The 22950-nt window shown below is 65.7% G+C and carries 24 protein-coding genes; 12 read left to right on the top strand and 12 right to left on the bottom strand.

Translation table 11 applies throughout. The features are described 5' to 3' along the window. Positions 1-97: 97 nt before the first annotated feature. From L3i22_RS30460 to L3i22_RS30480, 5 genes are all read right to left on the bottom strand, one after another. Complete coding sequence (locus L3i22_RS30460; RefSeq protein ID WP_221320951.1) at positions 98-1651, bottom strand: helix-turn-helix transcriptional regulator; 1554 nt, start codon at positions 1649-1651, stop codon at positions 98-100. A 308-nt stretch (positions 1652-1959) separates the two neighbouring features. Then, positions 1960-2688, bottom strand: a complete 729-nt coding sequence (locus L3i22_RS30465) for a creatininase family protein (protein ID WP_221320952.1) — start codon at positions 2686-2688, stop codon at positions 1960-1962. Positions 2689-2932: 244 nt separating this feature from the next. Beyond that, on the bottom strand, positions 2933-3631 hold the full coding sequence (locus tag L3i22_RS30470) for a 2'-5' RNA ligase family protein (RefSeq protein WP_221320953.1): 699 nt from the start codon (positions 3629-3631) through the stop codon (positions 2933-2935). Positions 3632-3765: 134 nt separating this feature from the next. Then, the gene (locus tag L3i22_RS30475) at positions 3766-4305 is read right to left on the bottom strand and encodes a flavoprotein (RefSeq protein ID WP_221320954.1); all 540 of its coding nucleotides are present in this window, start codon (positions 4303-4305) and stop codon (positions 3766-3768) included. Next, entirely contained in the window at positions 4302-5915 is a 1614-nt protein-coding gene (locus L3i22_RS30480; RefSeq protein WP_221320955.1) for a helix-turn-helix transcriptional regulator, read from the bottom strand. Before L3i22_RS30480 ends, L3i22_RS30475 begins: the two co-directional genes overlap by 4 nt. 185 nt (positions 5916-6100) lie before the next feature. On the opposite strand from L3i22_RS30480, the gene L3i22_RS30485 reads away from it, so the two are divergent. After that, positions 6101-6835, top strand: coding sequence for an HAD family hydrolase (locus L3i22_RS30485; protein ID WP_221320956.1), 735 nt, complete (start codon positions 6101-6103; stop codon positions 6833-6835). Here L3i22_RS30485 and L3i22_RS30490 read toward each other — a convergent pair. Next, positions 6832-8130: a helix-turn-helix transcriptional regulator gene (locus L3i22_RS30490; RefSeq protein ID WP_255657280.1), complete on the bottom strand. Its 1299-nt coding sequence runs from the start codon at positions 8128-8130 to the stop codon at positions 6832-6834. The two genes, L3i22_RS30485 and L3i22_RS30490, sit on opposite strands and share 4 nt — an antisense overlap. 160 nt (positions 8131-8290) lie before the next feature. On the opposite strand from L3i22_RS30490, the gene L3i22_RS30495 reads away from it, so the two are divergent. After that, on the top strand, positions 8291-8854 hold the full coding sequence (locus L3i22_RS30495) for a CYTH domain-containing protein (RefSeq protein WP_221320958.1): 564 nt from the start codon (positions 8291-8293) through the stop codon (positions 8852-8854). A gap of 209 nt (positions 8855-9063) precedes the next feature. Here the strand turns inward: L3i22_RS30495 and L3i22_RS30500 are convergent, their stop codons facing one another. The 5 genes from L3i22_RS30500 to L3i22_RS30525 all read right to left on the bottom strand — a co-directional run bounded on the left by L3i22_RS30500 (position 9064) and on the right by L3i22_RS30525 (position 12591). Then, positions 9064-9303 carry a hypothetical protein gene (locus L3i22_RS30500; protein WP_221320959.1) on the bottom strand — a complete coding sequence of 80 codons (240 nt, stop codon included), beginning with the start codon at positions 9301-9303 and terminating at the stop codon, positions 9064-9066. A gap of 224 nt (positions 9304-9527) precedes the next feature. After that, the gene (locus L3i22_RS30505; protein ID WP_221320960.1) at positions 9528-9692 is read right to left on the bottom strand and encodes a hypothetical protein; all 165 of its coding nucleotides are present in this window, start codon (positions 9690-9692) and stop codon (positions 9528-9530) included. Between the two features lie 20 nt (positions 9693-9712). Then, positions 9713-10312, bottom strand: coding sequence for a dTMP kinase (gene tmk, locus L3i22_RS30510; protein WP_221320961.1), 600 nt, complete (start codon positions 10310-10312; stop codon positions 9713-9715). After that, a complete protein-coding gene (locus L3i22_RS53805; RefSeq protein ID WP_255657281.1) occupies positions 10309-10884 on the bottom strand; it encodes a hypothetical protein in 576 nt (191 codons plus the stop codon). The genes tmk and L3i22_RS53805 overlap by 4 nt, the downstream gene beginning before the upstream one ends. A 1128-nt stretch (positions 10885-12012) precedes the next feature. Further along, the gene (locus L3i22_RS30525; RefSeq protein ID WP_221320962.1) at positions 12013-12591 is read right to left on the bottom strand and encodes a hypothetical protein; all 579 of its coding nucleotides are present in this window, start codon (positions 12589-12591) and stop codon (positions 12013-12015) included. 47 nt (positions 12592-12638) lie between these two features. Between L3i22_RS30525 and L3i22_RS30530 the strand changes: the two genes are divergently transcribed. The 10 genes from L3i22_RS30530 to L3i22_RS30575 all read left to right on the top strand — a co-directional run bounded on the left by L3i22_RS30530 (position 12639) and on the right by L3i22_RS30575 (position 22794). Continuing rightward, positions 12639-12845, top strand: coding sequence for an SAM-dependent methyltransferase (locus tag L3i22_RS30530; protein WP_221320963.1), 207 nt, complete (start codon positions 12639-12641; stop codon positions 12843-12845). After that, on the top strand, positions 12842-13564 hold the full coding sequence (locus tag L3i22_RS30535; protein WP_221320964.1) for a hypothetical protein: 723 nt from the start codon (positions 12842-12844) through the stop codon (positions 13562-13564). Before L3i22_RS30530 ends, L3i22_RS30535 begins: the two co-directional genes overlap by 4 nt. Next, on the top strand, positions 13561-14379 hold the full coding sequence (locus L3i22_RS30540; RefSeq protein WP_221320965.1) for a hypothetical protein: 819 nt from the start codon (positions 13561-13563) through the stop codon (positions 14377-14379). The genes L3i22_RS30535 and L3i22_RS30540 overlap by 4 nt, the downstream gene beginning before the upstream one ends. A gap of 274 nt (positions 14380-14653) precedes the next feature. Continuing rightward, entirely contained in the window at positions 14654-15448 is a 795-nt protein-coding gene (locus tag L3i22_RS30545; RefSeq protein WP_221320966.1) for an SAM-dependent methyltransferase, read from the top strand. 326 nt (positions 15449-15774) lie between these two features. Then, a complete protein-coding gene (locus L3i22_RS30550; RefSeq protein WP_255657282.1) occupies positions 15775-17079 on the top strand; it encodes an SAM-dependent methyltransferase in 1305 nt (434 codons plus the stop codon). A gap of 861 nt (positions 17080-17940) precedes the next feature. Next, positions 17941-18840, top strand: coding sequence for a GPP34 family phosphoprotein (locus tag L3i22_RS53810; protein ID WP_255657283.1), 900 nt, complete (start codon positions 17941-17943; stop codon positions 18838-18840). Positions 18841-18899: 59 nt separating this feature from the next. After that, complete coding sequence (locus tag L3i22_RS30560) at positions 18900-20414, top strand: APC family permease (protein ID WP_255657284.1); 1515 nt, start codon at positions 18900-18902, stop codon at positions 20412-20414. A 7-nt stretch (positions 20415-20421) separates the two neighbouring features. Further along, complete coding sequence (locus L3i22_RS30565; protein WP_221320968.1) at positions 20422-21069, top strand: GNAT family N-acetyltransferase; 648 nt, start codon at positions 20422-20424, stop codon at positions 21067-21069. Positions 21070-21295: 226 nt separating this feature from the next. Next, entirely contained in the window at positions 21296-22447 is a 1152-nt protein-coding gene (locus L3i22_RS30570) for a hypothetical protein (protein ID WP_221320969.1), read from the top strand. Between the two features lie 59 nt (positions 22448-22506). Next, positions 22507-22794, top strand: a complete 288-nt coding sequence (locus L3i22_RS30575) for a helix-turn-helix domain-containing protein (protein WP_221320970.1) — start codon at positions 22507-22509, stop codon at positions 22792-22794. Positions 22795-22819: 25 nt separating this feature from the next. Here the strand turns inward: L3i22_RS30575 and L3i22_RS53815 are convergent, their stop codons facing one another. Continuing rightward, entirely contained in the window at positions 22820-22948 is a 129-nt protein-coding gene (locus tag L3i22_RS53815) for a hypothetical protein (RefSeq protein ID WP_255657285.1), read from the bottom strand. Positions 22949-22950: the final 2 nt, after the last annotated feature.

The following is a 22950-nucleotide window of genomic DNA, read 5'->3' on the forward strand; positions in this document are numbered from 1 at the left end:
CGCCCAAAGCGACCACGAGCACGCTTGGCGCCGGCGTGCTGGTTTCGTCAGCCACAGTGCGACCTTCCTCTACCGGTGAAACGATCGATCATGGAGCCTAGTTGTCGCGGCGGCCACACTCGGCCACGAACTGGCAGGCCCGGTCCACGCCGTCGAGCGAGAGCAGCCGGCTGCGGGGCTGTGCGATACCCGCGGTGCCCCACTCGGCGAGTTCCCGGCAGCGGGTGATCATCCACCGCCAGTTCAGGCCGAGGTAGCCGGCGAGGTTCGCCAGTCGTGCGTGCGCGGTGGAGGCTCCGATTACCGAATGGCTGGTGGCATACCCCGCAGCCTCGCCGTAGGCCCGCAGCGTGCTGCGGTCGTCGGCGATGTCGACGTACCAGATGCCATCGGCGCCGACCCAGGTCGCGGTGATAGCCCGTCGATGGCGGTCGGTGACGAAGCCTGCCGTGCCGGCCAGTTCAGGTGTGTCGGTGACCGCGGTGCGGATGCCGTAGGACTCCATCAGGGCGACCGCGAGCAGCAGCAGTGCCCGCTCGCCCAGCGGAGAGTCGGTGACGGCCTCGCGCGGGATGCAGAACGCTCGCACGATCGGGTCGCTGCTGGCCTGGGAGCTGTTCGAGGTGTCTCGTAGATAGACGTGCTTGTGGGTGAACAGCAGCCAGGTCGCTGCTTCCTCGCCGCGCTGTTCGCGAGTCCAGAAGACGGGCGTGTCCGTCAGGGCCGGCGAGTGGCGGCGGACGTGGTCGGCGCAGAACTGCGAGCCCAGCCACATGCGGCCGACAGGGCTCGCGTCCGCGGCCATGTCTCGGCTGGCTGCGGACTTCGTCATCAGCGCGTAGCCGGTGCTGTCGGCCAGGCTCGCCGCGATGACGGCGTCGTCAGCCAGCAGAGCCTCGTCGAAGTTCGCTACCGCCCACAGCAACGCGAAGGTGAGCTCGTCGAGTAGGTAGGCGGGAGGAATCAACAGCCGGGCGTTGTCTCCAGCGTCGCGCAGCCGGCGGCGCGCATGCCGGCTGTCGAGCACGTATGCTTCGGCATCTGGTCCGTCAAGCTGACCGATCACGAGAGCTCGCCCCGGGCGTTGGACAAACGGGTGCTGAGCGTAGGCAGCCGGGACCTGGGCCACGACCTGATCGTCACGGACTGCCCGGTGGACCTGCGCGGGGATAGTCACCCCTGGCAGCGCCCTTCCCGCGGGTGCCCACAGGTAGTGGTCAAGACCCGCCCCAGGAACATCCTGCCCGGCTAATGCTTCTACCTGCTCGGCTGAGACCCACGCGGTAGGTTGCAGAGAGATCCGTGCAGGGTCGATGAACGACGCTGCCGCGACCGGAAAGTTCTCGATATCGGAGCCGGCGATGCGGCGAGTCGGCCAGACCGCGGCGGGGCGTTGGTAACGGCGTTGGAGGGCCTCGGCAGCGTCGTACTCTCGCACCAGCTCGCCGACCGCACCGAGGAGTCGATCAGCCTTCTCCCAGAAGGACCGATCGACGTGCTGGCGCCCGATCTCGATGTTGGCGATGCTGCTGCGGCTGTACGCCGATCGTTTCGCGAGCTCCTGCTGACTCAGGTTCGCCGCCTTCCGCTTGGCGGCGAGTCGCAGGCCCGCCTCGCGCCATGCTGCTCGAACAGCTTGCGGATCGGTCACCCCAACCTCCCGCTTCATACAAGACGCCAGCTCGCGACCGCCACGACGTACCGCCTCCGGCGGCCCGACGGTGAACGTAGCGTAATCCACCGGCGTAACTTGTCGGCTACTCAGCGCGCACTTCCGACAATTCTCCGACAACGTCATCTTTGCGATCTGGGGTCCGTAGGCCTGATGGGGGCAGCGATGTAAACGTATCGACCGGCCCTGGGCGCGGCCAGCCAAGATAACCATGCCGCTGCGGCCGCCGGCGAAATTTGTTGAATCTGATTTGCCCAGAAGAGTCTACGGATGCCAGTTGGTCCATCTCATGATCTGGTGGCGTCGGTGACTCCAAGGGCCTGCAGGTGATAGGCGAAGGCATCCGTGAGGCTCCTCAGAAGTGCATCGCCTTTAATTGCGTTCGCCAGACTCGGGCGGCCGATGACGCCACTCTTGGTATAGGCACCCATTCCGTGAACGGGCAGGAAGGGTCTCTCATTGGCAGAGTGATCGGCTGCTAGCGCTCCATCATCTACTGCGTCGGGACGGCATGACAGGAGGATCGATACTTCAAGCTCGCCAGCGTGCATATCTTCGTGTGCATTGGACTCCAATCCCGCCAGGCGACGCGCGGAATCCCAATCGTTGCGGGAGGGAAATAGTGACATTGATGAAGATTTATCGGCGTTTGCAACCTGCGCAACGTTACTGAGTACATAGTTGCCGCCATGCCCATTGATGATTACGAGACGGCTGATTCCTTGCCTCTCCAAGGACTGGGCAACATCCGTCACGAGGTAGGCCAACGTGTGATGGCTGATGCTTACCGTGCCCGGCCAGCCGGAATGCTCATGCGAGCAGGACAATGGCACGGCGGGCAGTAGGAGAGCGTTGTATCGCGCTGCGACGCTGGCGGCGATTGCGGACGCCACGATGGTGTCGGTGGCCAACGGCATGTAGTCACCGTGCTGCTCGAAGCTGCCTACCGGCAGGACAGCCACACTCGGTGCGTCGCGGCGTACGTTGGCGCTGGTCGTGCTCGGAATAAGATCCACGGCTTCATACTGGCAGTAGGGCGACGAGGGCAACCCGGTGCGCTGATTGCAGTCGCTCGGCCGCTTTATCAGACGGCACCTTTGGCCGGCCCGCACTCGCGGCGGATGTCGCACCGATGATGACCGCAAGAGCCAACCTTGCGTGCCAGCCGGGCCTGTCTGCTCCAGAGGCCCGGGTGAACAGAAGGTCGATTCTCAAGTCGCGGTCGGCGGCGTATTCTTAAGCGGCCGACATCCGGTGATGTTAGTGATGGGCCAGTGGCACTCTTTCTAGAACTTCATAGGCGTAGCTGCGGTCTTCCCGCCGTAGTTCGACGAGTTCAACCGCCGAGATCTGCGCCATGATGGAACCATGATGACGCACCTTTTCTACTGCGCCGATAGTCTGCATTGCATCACAGTCTTCGCTATTATAAGCGATGCTGATGTGCGGTATGAAGTCTGAATCATCAACAGATTTGAAGCGCCCTCCAATCGTTTCAAAAATAGCCGATTTGCAGGCACTTCGAATATCCCGGATTGGCTCATGAGGCCCGACGCTGAAACGAACTGCTCCAGCAGATCCCGCCAGTGGCCCCACGATGATATTAATGACGGGCATCCGTGAAATCGCATCCTTTGATGCGCCGGCAACCGCTCGTGCTTCATGAAGGGAAACTTCGTCAGTGAAGCCGACTCGTTGGATCGTAAGGTGCAACGACGATAGAGGAACCGCGTCGAGTGTGGGGAGAAGCCTCAGTTCATTCCAGCATCTACTGGCATATTGCCGTAGCGGAGCAAAGTCCCCGAAATGGATCAGCCAGTGGTAGGAGCGGCGCCCTGAAGTCCAGCCGGGCCGGTCCCAATGGTTTACAAGCCGGTCAAGCGCACGGTAGCGCTCCCAGTCCCTCTCCGCGTGTCGTCCGGCAATCGCCCTAGCTCCTGAGGTGCCAGATTTCTGCATGCGTCGGCACTCCTTCTGCAGCCAAATAGGAACGTCCCCTACACCAGCCGACCATGAGCGCTCACCCCGCCTCCTACTGAGGACCTCGGCACGCCACTGAAGTTTGGGCCCGATACGGGAGGACGTGGCCGGTTCTATTTTCCTATCGGCGGGATGGTCCGGAGAAGGTCGATGACCGATTGCCACAGGAAAGGATCGCGGGGGTCGGCGGGACGCAAAGCCTCCACGTCGGTGAACAGAACACCGGCATCACGCAGCAACCGAAGGTTCCCCGCGAAGGCCGGATGCGACACCAGGGCAGGTTTGGCGTAGACGGACGCGACGATAGGAACATCAGTGCCTAGTGACTCATTGAGGATCGCTAGTGGAAGGGTGTTGTTTATGCCGGCGGCCCACGCATTTATAGTGTTGAATGTCGCTGGCACGACGGCAATCGCCTCTGCATCGGGATGCCGGCGCGGTTCGCCTGGCCGCCGTTGCCGGTTTAGGACTGGTCGTCCGATTCGTTGCTCGACTTGATCTTGTGGGATCCAGGTCATCGCGGTAGGAGTAGCGATGGCATAGACATCCCAGTCTTCAGCATGCAGTAGATCGATCAGCTCGACGATGTTCGCACAAGGCGGCGCCGCACAGATGATCAAGAATAGGACTCGCCGTGATCCGCTCGATGTCACGCTTCCACCCCGACGCGGCCCGCAAGTGCGCGTAGCCCCGGCGTCGCCGCCCGGCGTTCACGGGTCAGCAGTCCCTCGATCAGGGCCTGCGCTGGCGGATGCACTCGCAGCAGCTGCGGCGTGAGTCTCTCGGCCTGTAGCAGGTGCAGCACAGCAGAGGCATCACCGCTTGCTTGCTGGGCAAACGCCAAGGCTAGATCGAGGTGAACCTGACTGCGTCGGCTGGACAGCGATGGATGCAGGCTCGTTGTATTGAGTTTCTCGCCCAAGGCGATGGCGCAGTCTGGCTGGCGCCGGGCGGCGATGCTGACTTCGTGAATTAGCACGTTGGTGGGGCCGAACGCAGTCCACAACGCGTTGTGGTCGCCACCGAGGTCGACCGCTAGCTGGCGGGCGGCGCGAATGTGGGCCTGAGATGCGGTGTGGTCATTGAGCCGGCCGGCGATAACCGCAGCGAGGAGATTGAGGGCGCCGAGAGCCGAGATCCCCGCTGGGCTACGTCGGTCCTGCGGTGTCGCCGTGGAAAGGGTGTGCTCGACGAGGTTCGCGGCGTCCTGCACTCGGCCGGGCAGCGCGAGCAACGCACAGCCGATTGAAACGAGCGCGATCTGTAGCTGTGGGCCGCTGTTAGCGTAGGCGAAGTGGGTGTGCGCGCGGTCCGCGGCGACCCACGCAAGCTGGGCATCTCCGAACTTCAACGCCAGCTTCGACACAGCCAGGTGCGCGCTGGCAACGGTCGTTTCGACCCGCCGCCGATCATCATGTCGAGCGTTCGAGGCCAGGGCAGATACCTGACTCAGCAAGTCAGGTATTAGCGCGGCGGCGTCGTCATACTGGGCTCGTTGATAGGCCAGATGTACTCGACCAACTTGCTGTTCCACCTGATCGAGCCCAGCCCCACCATCTCCGGCGGTGCCGCCTGGGGCAAGCACGGCCGCACGGACTGCATCGGGTAGATCGCTCTGCCTCGCAGGGCCGCCGAGGACCACGGCGGCGGCGCCCGCTTGAGCCGCCTGAAGCACAGCACGACGGCTGATCCGAGCGCTGCGGTCTTCGCCGTGGGTCACCATGCGAACGATAATCGAGTCGTCAGTTCCGACGGTCTGATCAGCCGCGGCCATAGCCAATGCGTTCCTGCTGACGACGCCATCGTCTAGCACCAGAATCAGTGATGACTCGAAGTCCCGCGGAGCAACTCCGTCGTTGTCGCCCGCTAAGTCAATCGCTGCGTCGTCAGGTGCTGATCGATGCGCGGGGCGTTGGTGATGGCGTCGGAGTGCCTCGGCCAGATCGTAACCTCGGACGAGTTCATCTTCGGCACCTAGGACCTCATCGGCCTTCTCCCAGAAGGACCGGTCGACATGCTGGAGCCCGACCTCGATGTTGGCGATACTGCTACGGCTGTAGCGGGTCTCGACGGCGAACCGCCTCTGACTGAGGTTGGCTCCCTGACGTCGCGCTGCCAACTGACGGCCCAGATCGCGCCAAGCCGCGCGGACCTGCTGTGCATCGGCCACCTCAACCCCCGCTCCGTCTCGAGTCGGTGCTACCGGACGCACCTGCGCCCAGAGCCTCGGCGTGGCAAAACTGTAGTCCAGAACTGTGATCAACTGACTACGCTGTCGGCCAACTCCGACAAAGTTCCGACATCGTCACGCTTGCCAACCGGGCGTCCCCCAATCGGGGCTTGCGGCGATGTGACGCTTTATTGCCAGCGCCAGGGTAATCTCGCCTGCTTGGGAATCTTGAGACGCGGGCTGTATGGACCCGTTTTCGTCTGTGGCACCATGAGGACGTGAACATCGACGATGCTGGTCTTGTTGTCTGGGATGTCGACGGAACGCTAATACCTGCCGATCTGCGTTGGTTACGAAGAGCGATTGCTCGTACCTATGGCCTTGCTGAAGACGCGGTTAGGTTTCCAGATAAGAAGGTTCACGGTTACACCGACGAGTCAATTGTGATTGATTCGGCGATCGCGTCGGGGGTTGGCGACTCTGAAGCAGAGGGCGGAATCGGTCGGTTCGAGAGCACCCTGAGATCGGTCATGGCTGAGGGATTGTCGGAGCTTAAGCGTGACCAGGTCCCGTATCCGGGAGCGCTCGAAGCTATTTCGCAGCTACATGAACGCGGATACACTCAAACCGTCCTTACGGGAAATCTGCGTTCAGCAGCCGAAGTTAAGCTGGGAGCATTTAATCTTGATCGATACATGGATTTGCGTATCGGCGGATTCGGTTCGGATGAGCGGGATCGATTTCAACTTCCAGCCGCGGTAAGCCGGCGGTATGCCAGGCTATATGGCAGAAACCTGGATCCGAGTCGAGTGGTCATTATTGGTGACGCGCCAAACGACATCGCTTGCGCAAGGTACGCAGGGTTTCATGTAGTTGTGGTAACCCACCGAGCTCGGGTCGACGAACTCGCGCCGTATATGCCTGATGCGATTATCGATAGCCTGGACCCCATTCGCCTTATACCGACTATTGACGCCGTACTCTCGGGAGGCACTTACCCGTCAGGAGGCTAGGCGGCGGCCATGCTCTCGTCTAAGGCTACGACCGCTCTCTCGCCATTCCAGGGAGAGAGTCTTTCTCGTGCACGCTCTGCTCGACCGAGGCCTCGGCGGTTGCCGGCTACCTTCAACTGCCGATAAGTGTCGGCGAGCAGGCTGCAGGAGGACTCCAAATGGCCGGAGCCGGCGTACGCGGTTGCTAGGTCCACTTTTGCAGCTAATAGAACGTTGTTATTAGCTGCGTCATGCCTTAGTTCCTTTGTGGCTTCCTGGAGTGTCCCCACCGCCCTGGAATGCTCTCCTAGCAGAGTCTGGCAGGTGCCCTTGTAGACCAATAGTCGCGCGGGACCCCAGTCGCTGTAGAGTCCAGTGCAATGTTCCTTGGTCATTCCGCTAACGGCTTCCTCAGCCCGGCCGAGCGCAAAGTCCGCTTCTTTCCTGAGATTTAGTGCTGCGTATGCTTGCGCCTGCTCTGCCGCGATGCGAGCACGGGCCGCTGGCGTGAGGTAGTCGACTGCAGCCTCTGCCTCTTCCAAGAGGCGTAGGCCGATCATGATGTCGCCGTCCTCCTCAATTAGGGTGGCGGCCTCAGAATGCAAGTTGCTTTCAAATATTCGCGCGGTTGCACCGACTCTTGCACTTCCAAACCGATCGGCGAGCTGGCGCGCGTACACGCAGTGCGCCAGAGCCATGGCGCGATTTCCTTGCGCACTCCATAGTCTGCTCGCAACAATCGATGCCTCGCCGAGCATTATGCCGATATCGGCGCGCAGGGGATCCCTTTTGGCCTTGCGATACAGGGTAGAAAGGCAATCGCGATGAGCTTCGACCAAACTGAGCAATGCCCCTGGCGGGACCGCCTGACGTTGCTGCGCCAGCATGGCCGTAACTTGCGAGAATGAACCCCATTCGCCCGTATCTGCTACAAGCCGATCCGCCTGCGGGATTGCGATCTCGGATTTCCATCTCGGTGCATGAGAAAGGTTCGTAACAATGGCCGCTTCGGCCGCCTCGTCATCGTTAAACCGGGGCATCTGCAGTTTAGTTGGCCGTTGGTGTGATCGTTGAAGTGACTCCGCGGTGTCGTAACCACGTATTAGCTCGCCGTCGCCTCCAAGACAGTCGTCTGCTGCCTCCCAGAAGGCTCGGTTGACATGTTGTAGGCCGGTCTCGATGTTGGCGATACTGCTGCGGCTATACGCCAATTTGTTTGCGAGATCCTGTTGGCTCATTTCCGTGGCTTTGCGTCGTGTAGCGAGCTGCTGGCCTAGGTCGCGCCATGCAATTCGGAGACTCTGTGGATCGGCCACTTCAACCCCGCTCTGCGCGTAGCGCCGACTCAGAACCGCCGCAATGCAACAGCCCGCCCGGCGGCCCGGCGGTGAATGCAGAGTAGTTATCGAGGTGACATGTCGGCTACTCAGCGGCGGTCTCCGACAATTCTCCGACAAAGTTCCGACATCGTCACGCTTGCCACCCGCGCGCTCAGAGGGTTGGCATCTCGTCCGCTTCGCGGCCACGGCAAGCCAGCTGAGCAGCAACAATCAAGAAGTCGGAGCCAAGCACTGCGCCGGGGTTCTCGACCAGCTGATCGCCGCATTTGCCGAGCAGGAGGTTGTGTTGTCGGAGCCATCCGACCAGGACGACCAGGCCTACGCGCCGGTCAGCTGGTCGCATGGCGTGTCGAAGCTCGGGGTCGCGCTCGCTCGGCTCCGCAGGGAGCGAGGCCGGCATCTGTTCACCGTGAAGAAGCCGATCGACAACAAAATGGCTGGCCTGGAGCACGAGAGCGAAGTCTCGGACCGGGCCGCGATGCACGCTGCGCTCGTGACGATGGGCTGGGCTCCGACTGTTCGCATTGGCAAGAGACGCGGCACGGGTAGCTGCAACGGCGTGTCGGTGTGCGTCGACGTTGTGGACCAGCTGGGTTCGTTTGTCGAGGTCGAGCGGGTGGTGAGTGCGGCGGAGTCCGTTGAGCGGGTCAAGGCCGAGCCCGGGTTGGTCCGTTCCTCGGCTGCGAGGTTCGGCGGGTGAGCGACACCTACGACTCGCTGATCCGGAACCTGACGGCCGCCGAGGTCTAGAGCGAGGTGGTGTCCGACGGCGTGGCGAGGTCAGCAGCGGCGAGCAGGTCGGGCGACATAGCTGCCAGGTGAGTGGGACGTCGGCATGGTCACCGAGGACGCCTGTACGGACCTCCGGTAGGTGGTCGTAGCGGTGGCGAGGTCGGTGCCGGTTTGGAGTTAGTCGAAGCGGTAGCCGTTGCCGCCGCGGCCATACCACCTGTACACCTGGATGCCCGGGTGCAGATCCTCGTGGACATCGGCCATGCCCCGGTCGGCGAGCTGGTCGAGGGCGGCGTACTTGAACGGCTGATAGACCGGGTAGCGGGGCCTGTGCTGCCGACTGATGACGTTGTAGGCGCCGGGCATCACCAGCCGGCGGCACTCGTCATCGCCGATCTTGGCGATGGCGTACAGCACGCGCCGGCCAGGAATGCCTGCTTCTTGGGGCCCTTGGCCGGGGCCCGGTCGCTGGAGGGCACTTAGATCCCGAGCAAGGTCACCGCCGGCTCGGTGTCCAGGGTGATCACGGTGGCCTGCCGGGCAGCAAGACGTCCTCGATTAGGTCAGGGCGGACGCGGGCCGGGAGGCGGCTTGCCAGGCGCAGCCGTGGTCCCCGTCGATTGAGCGTCCGTGGTCGACGATCAGGTCGGCATCCCGGAAGCGGTCAAACAGATGAGCGGCGTCGGCGCCGTTACTGGTTCGGTCAGCACGATTGCATGATCGTCACGCTGGGCCAGCCAGCCGAGGATGCGCTTCGTGCGGGCAAGAGCGGCGGCTTGGAGGTTCAAGGTCAACAGCGACAGCACAGTTAGCAGTCCTGTCAGGGCTATTGGACTGCGCTGATCAGCGCCCCGAGGATGTCACCGACGACTTGCTCCTCGGTCCGACCAGCGCAGCTGATGACGTGCTGCTTCCACTCCTGCTCGTCGAGGAATGCTTTCGCCTCCCGGTACAGGACAAGTTCCCGTTCGGGAGATCCGCTGGCCTCCAGCCGCGACAGGGTGGCGCGCTGGCAGAGACGTGCCCTGATCGTGGCGGGATCGTCCTCGAGGTAGATGACGGTGGCCGGCAGGACGTAGCGGTTGTATGACCAGATCTCGTCGAGGTCGAGGCCGTCGATGCGTTGCAGCACCAGCGAGGACGGGACGTAGCGAGCGGTCACGACGTGCCGGCCGTCGTTGAGCTGCGGGATGATCTCGGTTTCGACGTGCGCGTACCGGTCCGCGGCCAGCGCGAGAGCAAGAGCCCGGCCGTGCAACATGTTTTGCTGACGGCGCACGAGCTGCCCGAGCGGGGTCCGGGTCGGCTCTGCGGTCAGATGCACGCCGATGTCGCCAATTGCGGCGAGCCGGTCGGCCAGCAGCTCGGCGATCGTGGATCTGCCGACGGCGCTGGGTCCCTCGATCGCGATGAACTGCGCGCTCATCGGGACACGCCGACAAGCGGCAGCAGCGTGCGCTCACCGGGCTCGGCGACCGGGCAGTGCTCAGAGTCGAGATCACCGACGAGGCCACCTCGGGAGACCACGGCCGCAGGACATCCCTTACCGCAGGCCAGGAACTCGGTGTCCTGATACATCGATGCCGGAATATGCACGGCGAAGGCCAGGTACGGGCGCACGGCGACCCGCCCGTCGTCGAACACGTAAACCAGCCGGCCCGCGTCGCAGCCGCCCAGCGGCAAGTCGTCGTTCGGGAACCGGATCTTCACGACGGCGAGCTGATCGGCAAGCAAGCTCGTCACCGCCGCGACAGCTCGCATCGCATCAGCGTCGGTGGCCGGCCTGCCCTGGCTCCTCACTCCGCGCCTGAACGCGGACAACGGATTCATCAGCACGTACTGCACGCCGATATCCGCCTGCGTGGACGAGACGAAACAATGAGCGCAATTCAGATTGCGCCGCTCGGTGACCTGCACTAGCGCTTTGCGTCCATCACCGCCGACCGAGGTACGGAAATAGCACGACGACGCGTGCGTGTCGACAATCAAACGCTTCATAGACGACTCCCGCCGATGTGGGGTCGGCCTCTAGCCGCCTCGTCAGGCACTATCAGAGATGCCTACGAAATTCCACCATGCTTCGCGCATTGTCGGAAACCACCTTCGCCGAGTTCCGACAATCTCCGACATCCGGCCGGCAACTCAGCCGATGATCATCGCCCGCAACCGCCGCGTACGGCCCGTCATCGGCGTGATCCGAGACCCAGGCGGTCCACGGTCAAGCCCTGATCAACGATCACTCACAACCTGGCGGACGACCATGCTCAGCGGCATCTCGGGGCTGGGTAGGCGGAAACACGAATCGGTGAGTTCATTGTCGGAGTTTGTTTTCCCGTCACTCCGACACTTTCCGACATCCCCATTAAGGACTTAGCTGATCTCAGCGGTGAGGCCCGCCGCCGCGGATGCCATTTCGGGGAGCAAGGCCGAATGAGAGCTGAGCGCCTTGATGGCAGGACCACCCGAGTCTCTGCCCCAACAGTTTAGCTCTCGTCACTCGGCCACCAAGGTACAAAGTTTTGCGATAGGAATCTCGGCTCTCCCGGAAGACGCTTGAGGGCGGGCGTGCTTCAAACCGCCGCCCGCCTTCGAGTACACCGCACCACACCAGGAACTTCCTGCACGTCACGAACGGCACTTTCGGCGCCGTCACAACCGATACCCGAGAAGGAGGATGCCGATGGACCCGAGCGCAGCCTTTCGGCTTCCTCACCGTGACGTGCAGACCCGCGGTGGTGTGCCGGCCGGTGCTGCCCCCGTGGCTGGCCGGCACACCACCCCCGCCATCACCGTTTCGTTCTTCCTCGCATCGAGAGACCCATCAACCATGTCCACTCATGGGCTGGCGAACACCCGCCCTTCCCCGCCGCGGGTCCACGGCCGAACCCTGTGGGCGACGGCCCAGCAGCGCATCGGTATTGCGGCCTACGCCGGCGGCCTGCGAGCTGCGCGTCGCGCCGGGCCGCCCACCGACACCGCGCGTGAGGCATCCCGAAGCGACGGTGCCAGTGCGCAGGCATCGCTATGACCGAACCCACCGAACCGCTGAAGTTTGGCATCCGGAATGCCACCCAGTGGGACGTCCCGGAGGTCTCGAGTCTTCTCGCAGCTGCACTTGCTTCCAAGTCAGTCGGATTTTGGGTAGTGCCGGAACCTGATCGGCGTCGTTTTCTTCTCCGGTCGTTCTACGACACCCGTGTCGTCGATGCGCTCGTGGGCGGTTCGGCTCGTATTGCCGTTGCGGCAGATGGTGCTCTGCTGGGTGCTGCTCTCTGGCTGCCGTGCGTTGCGCCGGTCCCGGGGATCCGCAAGTTGTCCTCGGAGTTCGTCGAGACGGCGGGTGCCTTCGAGGTGAGCGAACGGATCGGGCAGTTGCTGGACGCGGCGTGGCAGCCACATGCGCCAGAACCGCACCAGCGCCTGATCGGTCTGGGTGTTCTCGAGGACTCTCGCCGGCGGGGTGTCGCCACGGCGCTGCTCACTGATCGGCAGCACGATGCGGTCCGGCCGATCCGGTGTCTCGTTGTGGATGACGCGGTCGTGGGGCTGTGCCAGCGGTGCGAGTATCGCGAGTTCTGCATTCCGGCCTTGCTGCGGCCTGGTGCCGTGATCATCCGATCGCTGGCGTTCGCCCCGGAGCCGCCCCTGGTGCGGGTTCGTAACACTGCCGCAGCCCGCTACTCGGCCGGCACCGTCCTGGGTCATCTCGGTCAGGGCCTTCCTGTAGTCCGGCCACGACGCGGAGGTTGTTCATGAGCGCATCCGTTGGGATCGACACCGGAACTCCTCAGTCGGCACGCATCTACAACTACCGGCTCGGCGGCAAGGACAACGTCGCCGTCGGCCGGGTGGCGTGCTACAGGCGCGATCCCGGCATGCTGGTCGACGCGGAGGTTGACCGGGTCGGCCGCTGCCATGATCGGGTTTGCCGCCGCCATGAGTCCGTGGACGTGTGGTGAGTACCGGCAGACCCGGGATCGGGTGCGAGGTGCTGGCGGCGCTACGAGAGCAGGTGCTGAACCGGCCGGAGGCCGCGGTCCGGCTGCTGCAGGTGCCGACGCAACGGAGTCGTGACGGCGCTTGCCGTCCGGCGGTTGCGGTACGCCGTGGTCTGCTGGCCGAAACGTATCTGCGGCTGGATGCGGCGGAGACTGGCTTCGCCGCCGGCCTGGACGCGGTCGATGCCTGCGACGCCGGGGCTGAGCCGTCCGATAGCACCGTGGGACAGCTGCTGCCGGCGGCGGCGGTCTGCGCCGACCTGGCTGTCTATATCGGGCACGAGGATGCCCCGTTGTTCTGCCGCTCGTACGAGCTACTGGCCGAACGCGCCGGCGACAGGCAGCGACTGCTATTGGCCGGAGGGTTGCACGCGGTTGCGGTCTATCACCACGAGGACAGCAGCCGCGGCCGGGACGAGCTCGAACAGGTCCTGTGCCGCTATCGGCTCGTGTCCGGCGACGACCGGACAAGCCAGATGATCGCCGAAGCACTGGCGGCGATGGCCGAGGGACTCACCATGGGCCTGTCCTCGCCATCGGCAGTGCCGCCGTACCGGTTTGCTGTGCCCGGCGGTTACGCCGTGCCGGACCACACCCTGGTCCAAAGCGGCTACCTGGCCAGCCGGGTCGGCCTGTTTCCCGCATTCTGCAGCAACGACTTCCGAGGACCAACGACATGACCCTCGACGATGCCAACAGTGGCAGCCTGGGGCGCAGTGGGACAGGCAGTGACGACCAGCGTTCGGTCGAGGATGCTCGCGCCGCGGTCACTGCCCGCGCACAGGCGTTGTTCGCGTACAACCGCGACGACGAAGCGTTCGCCCTGGTCAAGCTGTTGCTCCACGATCTGGACCCGCGGGCCGAAGGTCCGGACGCGGTGCTGGCCGACGCCGCGATGATCTACCCCTACAGTGGTCTCGACGATCATGACCATGCGCTGAATATTCCATGGGCGCGATACGCCAGCACCACCCGTGAACAACTCTTTGGCCTGGTGCATCCACTTACTGTTGCGGCGATCGCGGTGCTGGCCCATGCCTACGAGTCCACGGCTGCCGGCTCGTTGTCCGCGGCCGGACGGGCGGGCTTCTACCGGCAGGCAGCCGACGCGTATCGGTCGATGATCAGCGTGCATGACCAGCTGGGAATGCCGATCGAGGCGGATCAGGCTCGAGTGCGGCTGGCGATGTGCCTGCAGGCGACCGGCGGGTGTGGTGAGGCGATCCGGCTGATCGGGCGGTGCTGGCAGAGTTGGCGCCGGGCACCGGACCGGCGCACGAGCCACGGTTGTGTCATCGCAGGCACGTACACCGCGATGCTCGACCGGTGCGGCAGGGCGGCTGAGGCGCGAGCTGTCGAACGCGATGCTCGCGAGTTGCTGCCGCGCGACTACCAGCCCGGAAGCCTGTTGTTCGACATGGCCGTCGTGGACGTTGACGCCCGTCCCCACGACCAGGTCTGTGCTCGCCATCTCACGTCCGAGACCATCCGATGAACTCCACACTGGCAGCGAGTTCGGGTGTCCGTCGCGCGAGCACCGCGGCGGCATCATCCTGCGCTGAGGCCGTTGAGCCCCACGCTGTGCGAGCGATACGGGTGGTGTGCTGCGGCCGAGGCACCGCCGTCGTCTGCGCAGCTGCACGAGTGCACGTTGCCGGCGCGGATCGGGTGCATGGCGCTGCCGCAAGTCCCGCGGTGACCCGCGACGTGTCGTGGCCGCGTCCGGACTACGGCCGGCCGGTCAGCGGCTCGCTCAGCAGGAGCTTGTCGTGACTGAAGAGAGCCGTTTCGACACCAGAGTTGCGCATTCGGCGCGTGTCCGTAACTACCTGCTGGGTGGTAAGGACAACTTCCAGGTCGACCGCACGGTCGCCGAAGCCATGGTCACCGCCATTCCCGGCCTGCCGCGCATGGTCCACGAGAACCGCGCATTTCTCCGCCGTGCCGCCCGGATCATGGCCGAGCAGCTGGGCATCCGCCAGTTCCTTGTCCTCGGCACCGACCTGCCTACCTCGTTGAACCTGCACGAGATCGTCCAGGCCATCGAGCACAGCACGCGGGTGGTCTACGTGGACAATGATCCATTCGTGCTGGCCGTCGCCCGGGCGTTGCTGACCAGCCATCCTCAGGGCCATTGCGCGTACGTTGACGCTGACCTGCGGGACCCGCGAACGATCCTGGCCGATCCGGCACTTACCGGTGTGCTCGACCTGAGCCGGCCGGTCGGTGTGACCCTGACGTCGGTCTTGACGCTGGTTGCCGATGAGGACGACCCGTGGGGCAAGGTCGCCGAGTTACGGGACGCGATGCCGTCGGGCAGCTGTGTGGCGATCACGCACCCAAGCGCCGACTTCGATCCTGAACCGGTCAACCAGGCCGTTGCCGTAGCCAGGGGGGCCGGGATGACCTTGGTCCCGAGAACGCGGGAGCAGGTCGCCGGTTTCTTAGGTGACTGGGTGCTGCTGGCGCCAGGGCTGGTCCCGGCCGCGGCGTGGCGCCCGGACCCGGGCGCTTTCGAGCCCGCAGACGCCGTGTGCTGGGCGGGAGTGGCATGCAAGCCCTGAACTCGAGACGCCCTGCCCGCCGGCGTTCGCAGGTCACGATGTGCGGTGAGGTCGGCGTGGCAGCGTTGCGGCAGGACGCCGGCGGGCGGCGACGGCACCGTGGGGACGACCGCTGCTCGCGCCCGGCCGCGCGATCGCTGTCCGAACGCGCCGGTCGATGTGCGAGGGCGTCAGTCAGGGGCAGCTCTGTCGCGCGAGGCGGTGTCAGCGGCACGCGGAGTGAGCGGGTCGCACGGACGGCCGCGGGGCCGTCTTCCTTGTTGGTGGCAACCGCGTTGGCTACGCCGGGCGCGGCGTCGCCGACGGCATGAGACGGGGGATCAAGCATGGCCAGCCATGCCCAGACGACTGAACGACCCGAGGACCTGACATCCGCAGAGGCCTCATCGGAGTCGTCGGAGTTCACGCCGAATAAGGTACTGATGGACCTGATGAAGTGCACGCCTTCGGCAGAAGACAAGCTGCCTGATGGCAGCCCCGCTCGGATTGATCGGCCCGAGGCGGTGGACGCCATCAACGCGATCATGAAGAAGGAGTTCCCGGGCATCGATTTCGCCAAGATCTACGGCGGTCTTCTCGACGACCGTGAACTCGGCCGCTACGAGCGCGGCGAAGTCCACTGGCCGTCCGAATACCGGCGTACCGCGATGCGCATCTTCTTCGGGGTGGACACGGACAAGAAGCTCGGTTTCTCCCGCCGCCGGCTGGCGCTTCAACCCGTGCTCGACCCTCAGCAGCTCAACCGCGAGGACGGCAGTGAGGCAGCAGAGTCCGCCGGCGGCGCGGCAGTCCAGGCTCTGACAGGCAGCCGGCCCGCGGCTGCGCATCGGGGGAGGTCACGGACGGTGGACGCCAGCACGGCACATCCCGCTCGCGTGTACGACTATTGGCTGGGCGGCAAGGACAACTTCGCTGTCGACCGAGCGTTCGCCGACACGCTCACCACGAAGTTCCCGTGGGTACCGACCGCGGCCCGGTCGAACCGTGATTTCCGGGTCCGGGCGGTTGAGGCGGTAGCGGCGGCCGGTGTCCGCCAGTTTTTGGACATCGGCACCGGCCTGCCCGCGCCGGGCAACACCCATGAGGTCGCGCAGCGGATCACCCCGCAGGCCCGAGTGCTGTATGTCGACAATGACCCGATGGTCGGCGTTCATCAGCGAGCCCTGATGACCGGGAGCCGCGAAGGCCGCACCGACTACGTCGAAGCCGACATCCGCCAGCCCCGCCTCATTTTCGATGATCCGGCCCTGGCGAACACGCTGGACCTGCGGGAGCCGGTCTGCCTGGTGCTGGCCGCCGTGCTGCATTTCATCCCCGACCTGGCCGAGGCCCAGCGCATCGTCCGGGCGCTGCTGGACCCGCTCCCCTCAGGGAGCTTTCTGATCGTCTCGCACGGCACGCCCGACTTCGTGACGCCGCAAGAGGCCGCGGAGTACGAGCGGATGTACACCGCCGGCGAAGCCATCGCCCGGACCAGGACGAAAGACGAGATCGCAACGTTCTTCACCGACCTGGACATCCTGGATCCCGGGTACGTCGCAGTCAGCGAATGGCGGCCCGCCGACGAGTCCGACAAACGGCCAAAGCCCCACGACGTCAGCCTCTACGGCGTCGTCGGCCGCGTTCGATAACCCGCGGCACCGTCCGGCTGCCCTCGAACATTCCGCCGTACAGGATCTGCCACTGCAGCGGCAGATCGGCCACGGAAACAGAGTGACTGGCACTCGTGCAAATCCGGGCGCGGGCCGCGACGCAAGGAGGTTCACCTCTAGCTCCAGCCGTTTCACCCGCATACATCGTGCGCTACCCAGCCATGTCGTCCTGCGCCACTCCAAGGACTGCGGAAGATATCGCCTCTACGCCAATTTCGGCGAGCGGCGGTATCGCCGTGGCCCGCGTTGCCTACCGGCTCTATGGTGTCGCCGACCGGCAGGGTCGGCCATGTCGACGTACCCATGACGACACGCATTCCAGGTGCAGCGGAGGGCGCCTATCGTGGGAATTTCGGTAGCTTCGCCACGACGTTGCTTTTGGGCATCATAGCTGGTCACAGCAATGTGGCAGGAATCTGGCACGCGGATGCGCGCGATTTTGGTATTTCCAACTGCCAATGGGCCTGCGATTATTGGCAGCGCGTTACCGCACGACCTACGCCTTCATGGCGGAACTCAAAGGGTGTCGCCGAGCGACTATCCGTGAAAGGTCTTCTATCGTGTCGATGATCGATGAGCGGGCACCACCATGCACCGCAGGAAAGGCTTGAGGCGTTCTCCGAAGCGTCGCCACAAGAATGCTGCCCGCCGCCGAGACTGCCCGGCCGGTTCCGGCAGGTGAGCAGAGCAGCGTCCCGGCCCTTTCGGCCAGCACAGCGGGGCCGGGACACCCCGGTGCGGCGGGCACGACACTTCCCACGCAATGGCGTGCCGGGCCCGCCGCGCCCTCTTCATCCTTCCCTTTTCCGTCGAGATAGACCCGAGCCATTCGGGGGTTCGATGTCCTACCCGCATCCGCAGGATCTGCACGATCCGCGCCAGTACCCGCCCACGCCCCGGCACGCCGCCGGCCACAACTGGTCACCGGGCCCCTACGCCGGACCCGCCGCGCCGGGCGGCGATCAGCCCATCCCGGCCGGCTACCCCGTCGGCCAGACGCCGTCGCACGCCACGCCTGCTGTGCCGCCTGCGGTTCCGGCCGCCGGCCCACCGCACACCGTCGCTCAGTACGCCGTCGTGGCCCCTCGTCCCTCACGCCCGTCGGCGTGGCCCCGATTCGGCGACGACCTGTTTCGCCTGGCCCACGATGGAGGGAGGCTTTTCGTGGACCAGGATCTGATCGCGCTCGGGTTGGCCTGCGCGATGCTGGCCGAGCTGGGGGCCGGCCAGCACATCGACGTCGACCAGCAGGGCCGGGTCGTGGTCGTCAACCGCCGGCCGCCGCCCGACGCGCTGGCGCACACCGTGCTGGACCAGCTGGCCGCCGAACCCGAACCGGTGCACGTCTATGACTGCCTACGGTTCTTGTCCAAGGACGCCTACCAGCAGGTCGCCCGGCGCATGGTGCTCTCCGGTGATCTGCGGGAGATCACCCGTAAGCGGCTGTTCGGCGGGCAGCGCACCAGTTACGCGCCGACCGACAACAACACGGCGTACTGGGCGTGCGCACGGCTGAACACCAGCATGAGCAAAGGCCGCGACTTCGACCCGTTCGACCGGGTCCTGGTCGGTCTGCTGCTGTCCACCGGCGTGTACCGGCGCGTCTTCGAGAACACCTCCGGCTCCGCGGTCACCCAGCTGACCGCATACAGCCGGCAGACCCGCCAGCCGATCCCCGCTCTGCTCGGACATCTCGACAGCTTTGTCGGCAACACCGCCTCGACGGTCACGGCGCGCTGACCCGCCCCCGGCCACCCCCTCTTTCCTTACTGCTGTTCTGTGAGTTCAGGAGCTCCTTCGTGTCTGAATCCCCTCGATCACACCCGGTCAGCCCGGTCCGGCAGGCGCTGGCAGCCAACCGGCTGGGCATCTTCGCGGTGATCGCTTTCATGATCGGCGCTGCCGCGCCGTTCACCGTCCTCGGCGGCGGCGCCCCGACGGGATGGGCCGTCACCGGCCTGCTCGGTATCCCGCTGGGCTACATGCTCATCGCCGTCGTGCTGTGTGTCTTCTCCATCGGCTACCTGGCGATGTCACGCCGGATCGTCAACTCCGGCGCGTTCTACACCTACGTCACCCACGGGCTCGGCCGGGTCGCGGGCGTCGCCGCTGCGGCGGTCGCGGTCCTCGCCTACTGCGCGATGGGCGACGGCCTCTACGGCGGCCTCGGCCCCGCCGGCACCGACTTCGTCGCGTCGCTCACCGGCTGGTCAGGGCCATGGTGGTTGTGGGCGCTGATCGGCTGGGCGATCATCACCGTCCTGGGCATCATGCCCGTCGACGCCGTCGGCAAAGTCCTGACCGTGCTGCTGCTCGCCGAGATCGGCGTGTCCCTGACCTACGCCATCGTCCAGATCGCCCACCCGGCCGGCGGACACGCCGAATACACCGCGATCGACCCGAGCCAGCTGCTCACCCCCGGAATCGGCGTCCTGCTGACCCTCGCGATCACCGGCTTCGTCGGATTCGAGGGCGGCCCGGTGCTGTCCGAAGAAACAAAAAATCCTGTCCGGACCGTACCGACGGCCACCTACAGCTCCCTGATCCTGATCGGCGGACTCTACGGCTTCGGCGCCCTGGCCATGACCGTCGCCGCCGGGCCCGCCAACATCGTCCAAGCCGCCACCGAACAGAGCACCAGCCTGATCTTCAACCTGACCGCCCCCTACGTCCCGGCCTGGCTCATCACCGTCGGACACGGTCTTTACTTCACCAGCCTGTTCGCCGCGACCCTGAGCTTCCACCAGTTCGTCACGCGCTACCTGTACGCGCTGGGCCGTGAACGGGTGCTGTTCCACGCCTTGGCCACCACCAGCGTGCGCAGCCGCATCCCCAAGACCGCGTCGCTGGTGCAGAGCGCCATCGCGTTCGCCGTGATCTGCCTGTTCGCGTACGCCGGCTGGGATCCGGTCGTCAACCTGTTCTTCTGGATCACCGTCACCGGCGGTCTCGGCGTGCTGATCCTCATGCTGATCACCTCGGTCGCCGTGTTCGCCTACTTCCTGCGCCGGACCAACCGTGACGGCGTCGGCGTCTGGCGCGGGCTGCTCGCCCCGATCGCCGCCGCAGCGGTGCTCGGCTGGATCCTGGTGGTCACCTTGCAGCAGTTCCACGTGCTGCTCGGCGTCGAGGAGTCCTCGCCCTGGCGGTGGATCTTCCCCGCCGGATTCGGCGTCGCGGCCCTGCTGGGCATGCTGTGGGGGCTGTACCTGCGGGCCGCTCGACGCGACGTGTACGACACGATCGGCGCCGGCGCCAACCGCGGCCTGATCAGCGGCACCACCGGCCTTGCCCCCACACCGGCCGGCCGGTGATGCGGCAATGACCGACGCCGACATCATGCGAGTACGCCGCGCCCAGGCAAACGACACCGACGTCAGCCTGGTCACCGGCATCCTCGCCGACGCGTTCTTGCACGGCGACCTCGCCGGCTGGCTCGTGCCCGACCCCGACCTGCGCGCCCACATCTACCCGCCCTACTTCCGGATGCTGGCCGAACACGCCATCGACCACGGTCTCGTCGAACTGCTCGGCGACAACGCCACCGCCCTCTGGTACGACCTCGACCACACCCCCGCACCGGCGATCGCCGACTACGACGTCCAGCTCGCCACGATCACCGGCACCGCCCTGACCCGCTTCCAGCAGCTCGACCACGCCATGCACCAGCACCACCCGGACCCGTCTGGCCAACCGCACGCCTACCTGGCGTTCCTGGCCGTACGCCCCGGCCAGCAAGGCAAAGGCCTCGGCGCCGCACTCCTCGATCACCGGCACATCGCGGTGGACCTGCTGGACCGGCCCGCCTACCTCGAAGCCACCGGACCGCGCAACCGGGCCCTCTACCGGCGGCACGGCTACCAGCCACTCGAACCGTACGAGGTGACCCGGGGCGGGCCGCCGCTGTTCCCGATGTGGCGGCCACCCGCCGCGCCCAAAACCCGGGGAGTCGGCAGCTACCCGGCCTGAGCCGCCGATCGGTGAGCCGCAGCTTCCCGCAGGTCAGCGCCGCCCTTCCCCCGGGGCCTGCGCTGACCCGGTCACCGGAGGCGTCCGCCTTTCCGTCCCCGGTGACACCCGGGGGGTGCCGCTGCTACGGCGTCCCCCCGGGACCGGGTGCGCATCTCCAGAACCTGCAGGTGCGCACCCGGCCACCCCAATCCACCAACCGCCGTGCGAAAAGGATGAGATTGTCATGGCTTCGCAACGTCGCCCCGGCACCCGGCAGCGCGGCCGGCAGCACACCCCGCTTCTCGGGCGCCTCGATAGTCTTCCGGCGGCGCTCGCGGCGGCACGGCAGCTGCAGCAGAACGGGCAGACCGCCAGTGCGGTGAACCTGCTCGCCGCCCACCTGCACGAACGCACCCACAACATGATGGCCGACGCTCCGATGCTGGCCGACGCCTGCATCCTGTACGCCACCCTCACCACCGGCGACGACCAGCTCCGCGCCGCGGCCTATGCCTACCGGGCCAGCCGCAACCTGCACCCCGGGCTGCCCACCCACCCGCGTCGCCTCGAGGCCGCCGCCACCTACGGCAGCGTCCTGCAGCAGCACGGCCGACACGACGAAGCGATCACGGTCCGCCGCGGCCTGCTGGCCGCCTACCGCGACCTGGACCGCACCGCAGACATTCTCACCGCCACCACCGATCTCGCGGCCAGCCTGCACACCGCCGGCCACTGCGCCGAAGCCAGCCGGGCAATCGCCTGCGCCTGGCACATCTGGTCCGACCACACCCCACACACCGACCTCGACACCGGGACCGCCGTGCTCGCCGCGCACATGCGGATCCTGCGGTCCTGCCGCCGCCACCTCGACCTGATCGCCCTGCTACACCGCACCCGCGACACCCGTACCTGGAACGACCTGGCCGCCGCCCGCACCGCCGCCACCGATACCGCCGACACCGCCTACATCGACAGGCACTCCTCCAGCTGCACCTACAGCCCACAGCAGGCGACGGGCACCCCACCGGCCGTTCCTGCCCCGCACGCCAGCCCGCAGCCGGCGGCACCACCCCCAGCGGCTTTGCGACCGCCCTTCGTTCACGTCGTCGCTGTACGCCGGGTCCGACAATCCCGTGCTCGTGTGCGGCATCCGCTGGCCAGCTACCAGCCAAGCGACATCGCTGGCGCGTTCAGCATCGTGGTCACCGCACCCGAAGCCCAGCCCCTGCTCGACCCCGGCCACATCCCGGAGGCCGAGCCCACCGCGGCACAACACCAGCTCACCGCCCGAGTCGCTAGCTACCTCGCGCACCAGCGCGCCCGCCGGGCCACCCTGCGCACCGCAGCAGCCGTCCTCCCGATCGCCGTCGTCCTGCTCACGCTGCTTCTGCTCTGAGCCTCAGCTGGGCAACAAGTCTCCCTCCCTGCCGCCTACCCGCCTCGGAGCCATACGCAATGAAACCCCTAACCGACGAGACGAACGCCGGCACACCACCGACCGAACCCACCGAGCCGCCCCACCAGCCGGTACGGCGGCTGTCGGCCAAGGCTCGCGCCGCTCTACAGGAAAAGGCTGTGCGCCGTTATGGCGAGGGCGCCTCCATCCGCAGGATCTGTGCCGAAACCGGACGCTCCTACGGTTTCACCCATCGGCTCCTCACCGACGCCGGCGTCCAAATGCGTAGACGCGGCCACCACCACGGAGCCGGTGACAACCCAGGCAGTCCCCCACCTGCTAACTAGCTGGCCCTGTCGGCAGGCACAGCGATCACGCGGACCGCCAAATGTCGTTCGGCCGAGCCGGCCCCATCCATTTCCTTAACGCACCGCTGAGCCGGGCCGCGGTCTGGGCGGTGGTGGTCTCGCGTTCGGCGATCAGGTCGAGCAGTGTGGTCATGT

The sequence above is a fragment of the Actinoplanes sp. L3-i22 genome (genome assembly GCF_019704555.1).
In the GTDB taxonomy this organism is placed as follows: domain Bacteria; phylum Actinomycetota; class Actinomycetes; order Mycobacteriales; family Micromonosporaceae; genus Actinoplanes.

What these genes read in the sequence shown, in the direction of transcription:
- L3i22_RS30470 (WP_221320953.1), bottom strand. Translation starts at nt 3,631, where the DNA reads ATGCAGAAATCTGGCACCTCAGGAGCTAGGGCGATTGCCGGACGACAC.
- tmk (WP_221320961.1), bottom strand. Translation starts at nt 10,312, where the DNA reads ATGAGCGCGCAGTTCATCGCGATCGAGGGACCCAGCGCCGTCGGCAGA.
- L3i22_RS53805 (WP_255657281.1), bottom strand. Translation starts at nt 10,884, where the DNA reads ATGAAGCGTTTGATTGTCGACACGCACGCGTCGTCGTGCTATTTCCGT.
- L3i22_RS30525 (WP_221320962.1), bottom strand. Translation starts at nt 12,591, where the DNA reads ATGACCCAGGACGGTGCCGGCCGAGTAGCGGGCTGCGGCAGTGTTACG.
- L3i22_RS30530 (WP_221320963.1), top strand. Translation starts at nt 12,639, where the DNA reads ATGAGCGCATCCGTTGGGATCGACACCGGAACTCCTCAGTCGGCACGC.
- L3i22_RS30540 (WP_221320965.1), top strand. Translation starts at nt 13,561, where the DNA reads ATGACCCTCGACGATGCCAACAGTGGCAGCCTGGGGCGCAGTGGGACA.
- L3i22_RS30550 (WP_255657282.1), top strand. Translation starts at nt 15,775, where the DNA reads ATGGCCAGCCATGCCCAGACGACTGAACGACCCGAGGACCTGACATCC.
- L3i22_RS53810 (WP_255657283.1), top strand. Translation starts at nt 17,941, where the DNA reads ATGTCCTACCCGCATCCGCAGGATCTGCACGATCCGCGCCAGTACCCG.
- L3i22_RS30565 (WP_221320968.1), top strand. Translation starts at nt 20,422, where the DNA reads ATGACCGACGCCGACATCATGCGAGTACGCCGCGCCCAGGCAAACGAC.
- L3i22_RS30570 (WP_221320969.1), top strand. Translation starts at nt 21,296, where the DNA reads ATGGCTTCGCAACGTCGCCCCGGCACCCGGCAGCGCGGCCGGCAGCAC.
- L3i22_RS30575 (WP_221320970.1), top strand. Translation starts at nt 22,507, where the DNA reads ATGAAACCCCTAACCGACGAGACGAACGCCGGCACACCACCGACCGAA.
- L3i22_RS53815 (WP_255657285.1), bottom strand. Translation starts at nt 22,948, where the DNA reads ATGACCACACTGCTCGACCTGATCGCCGAACGCGAGACCACCACCGCC.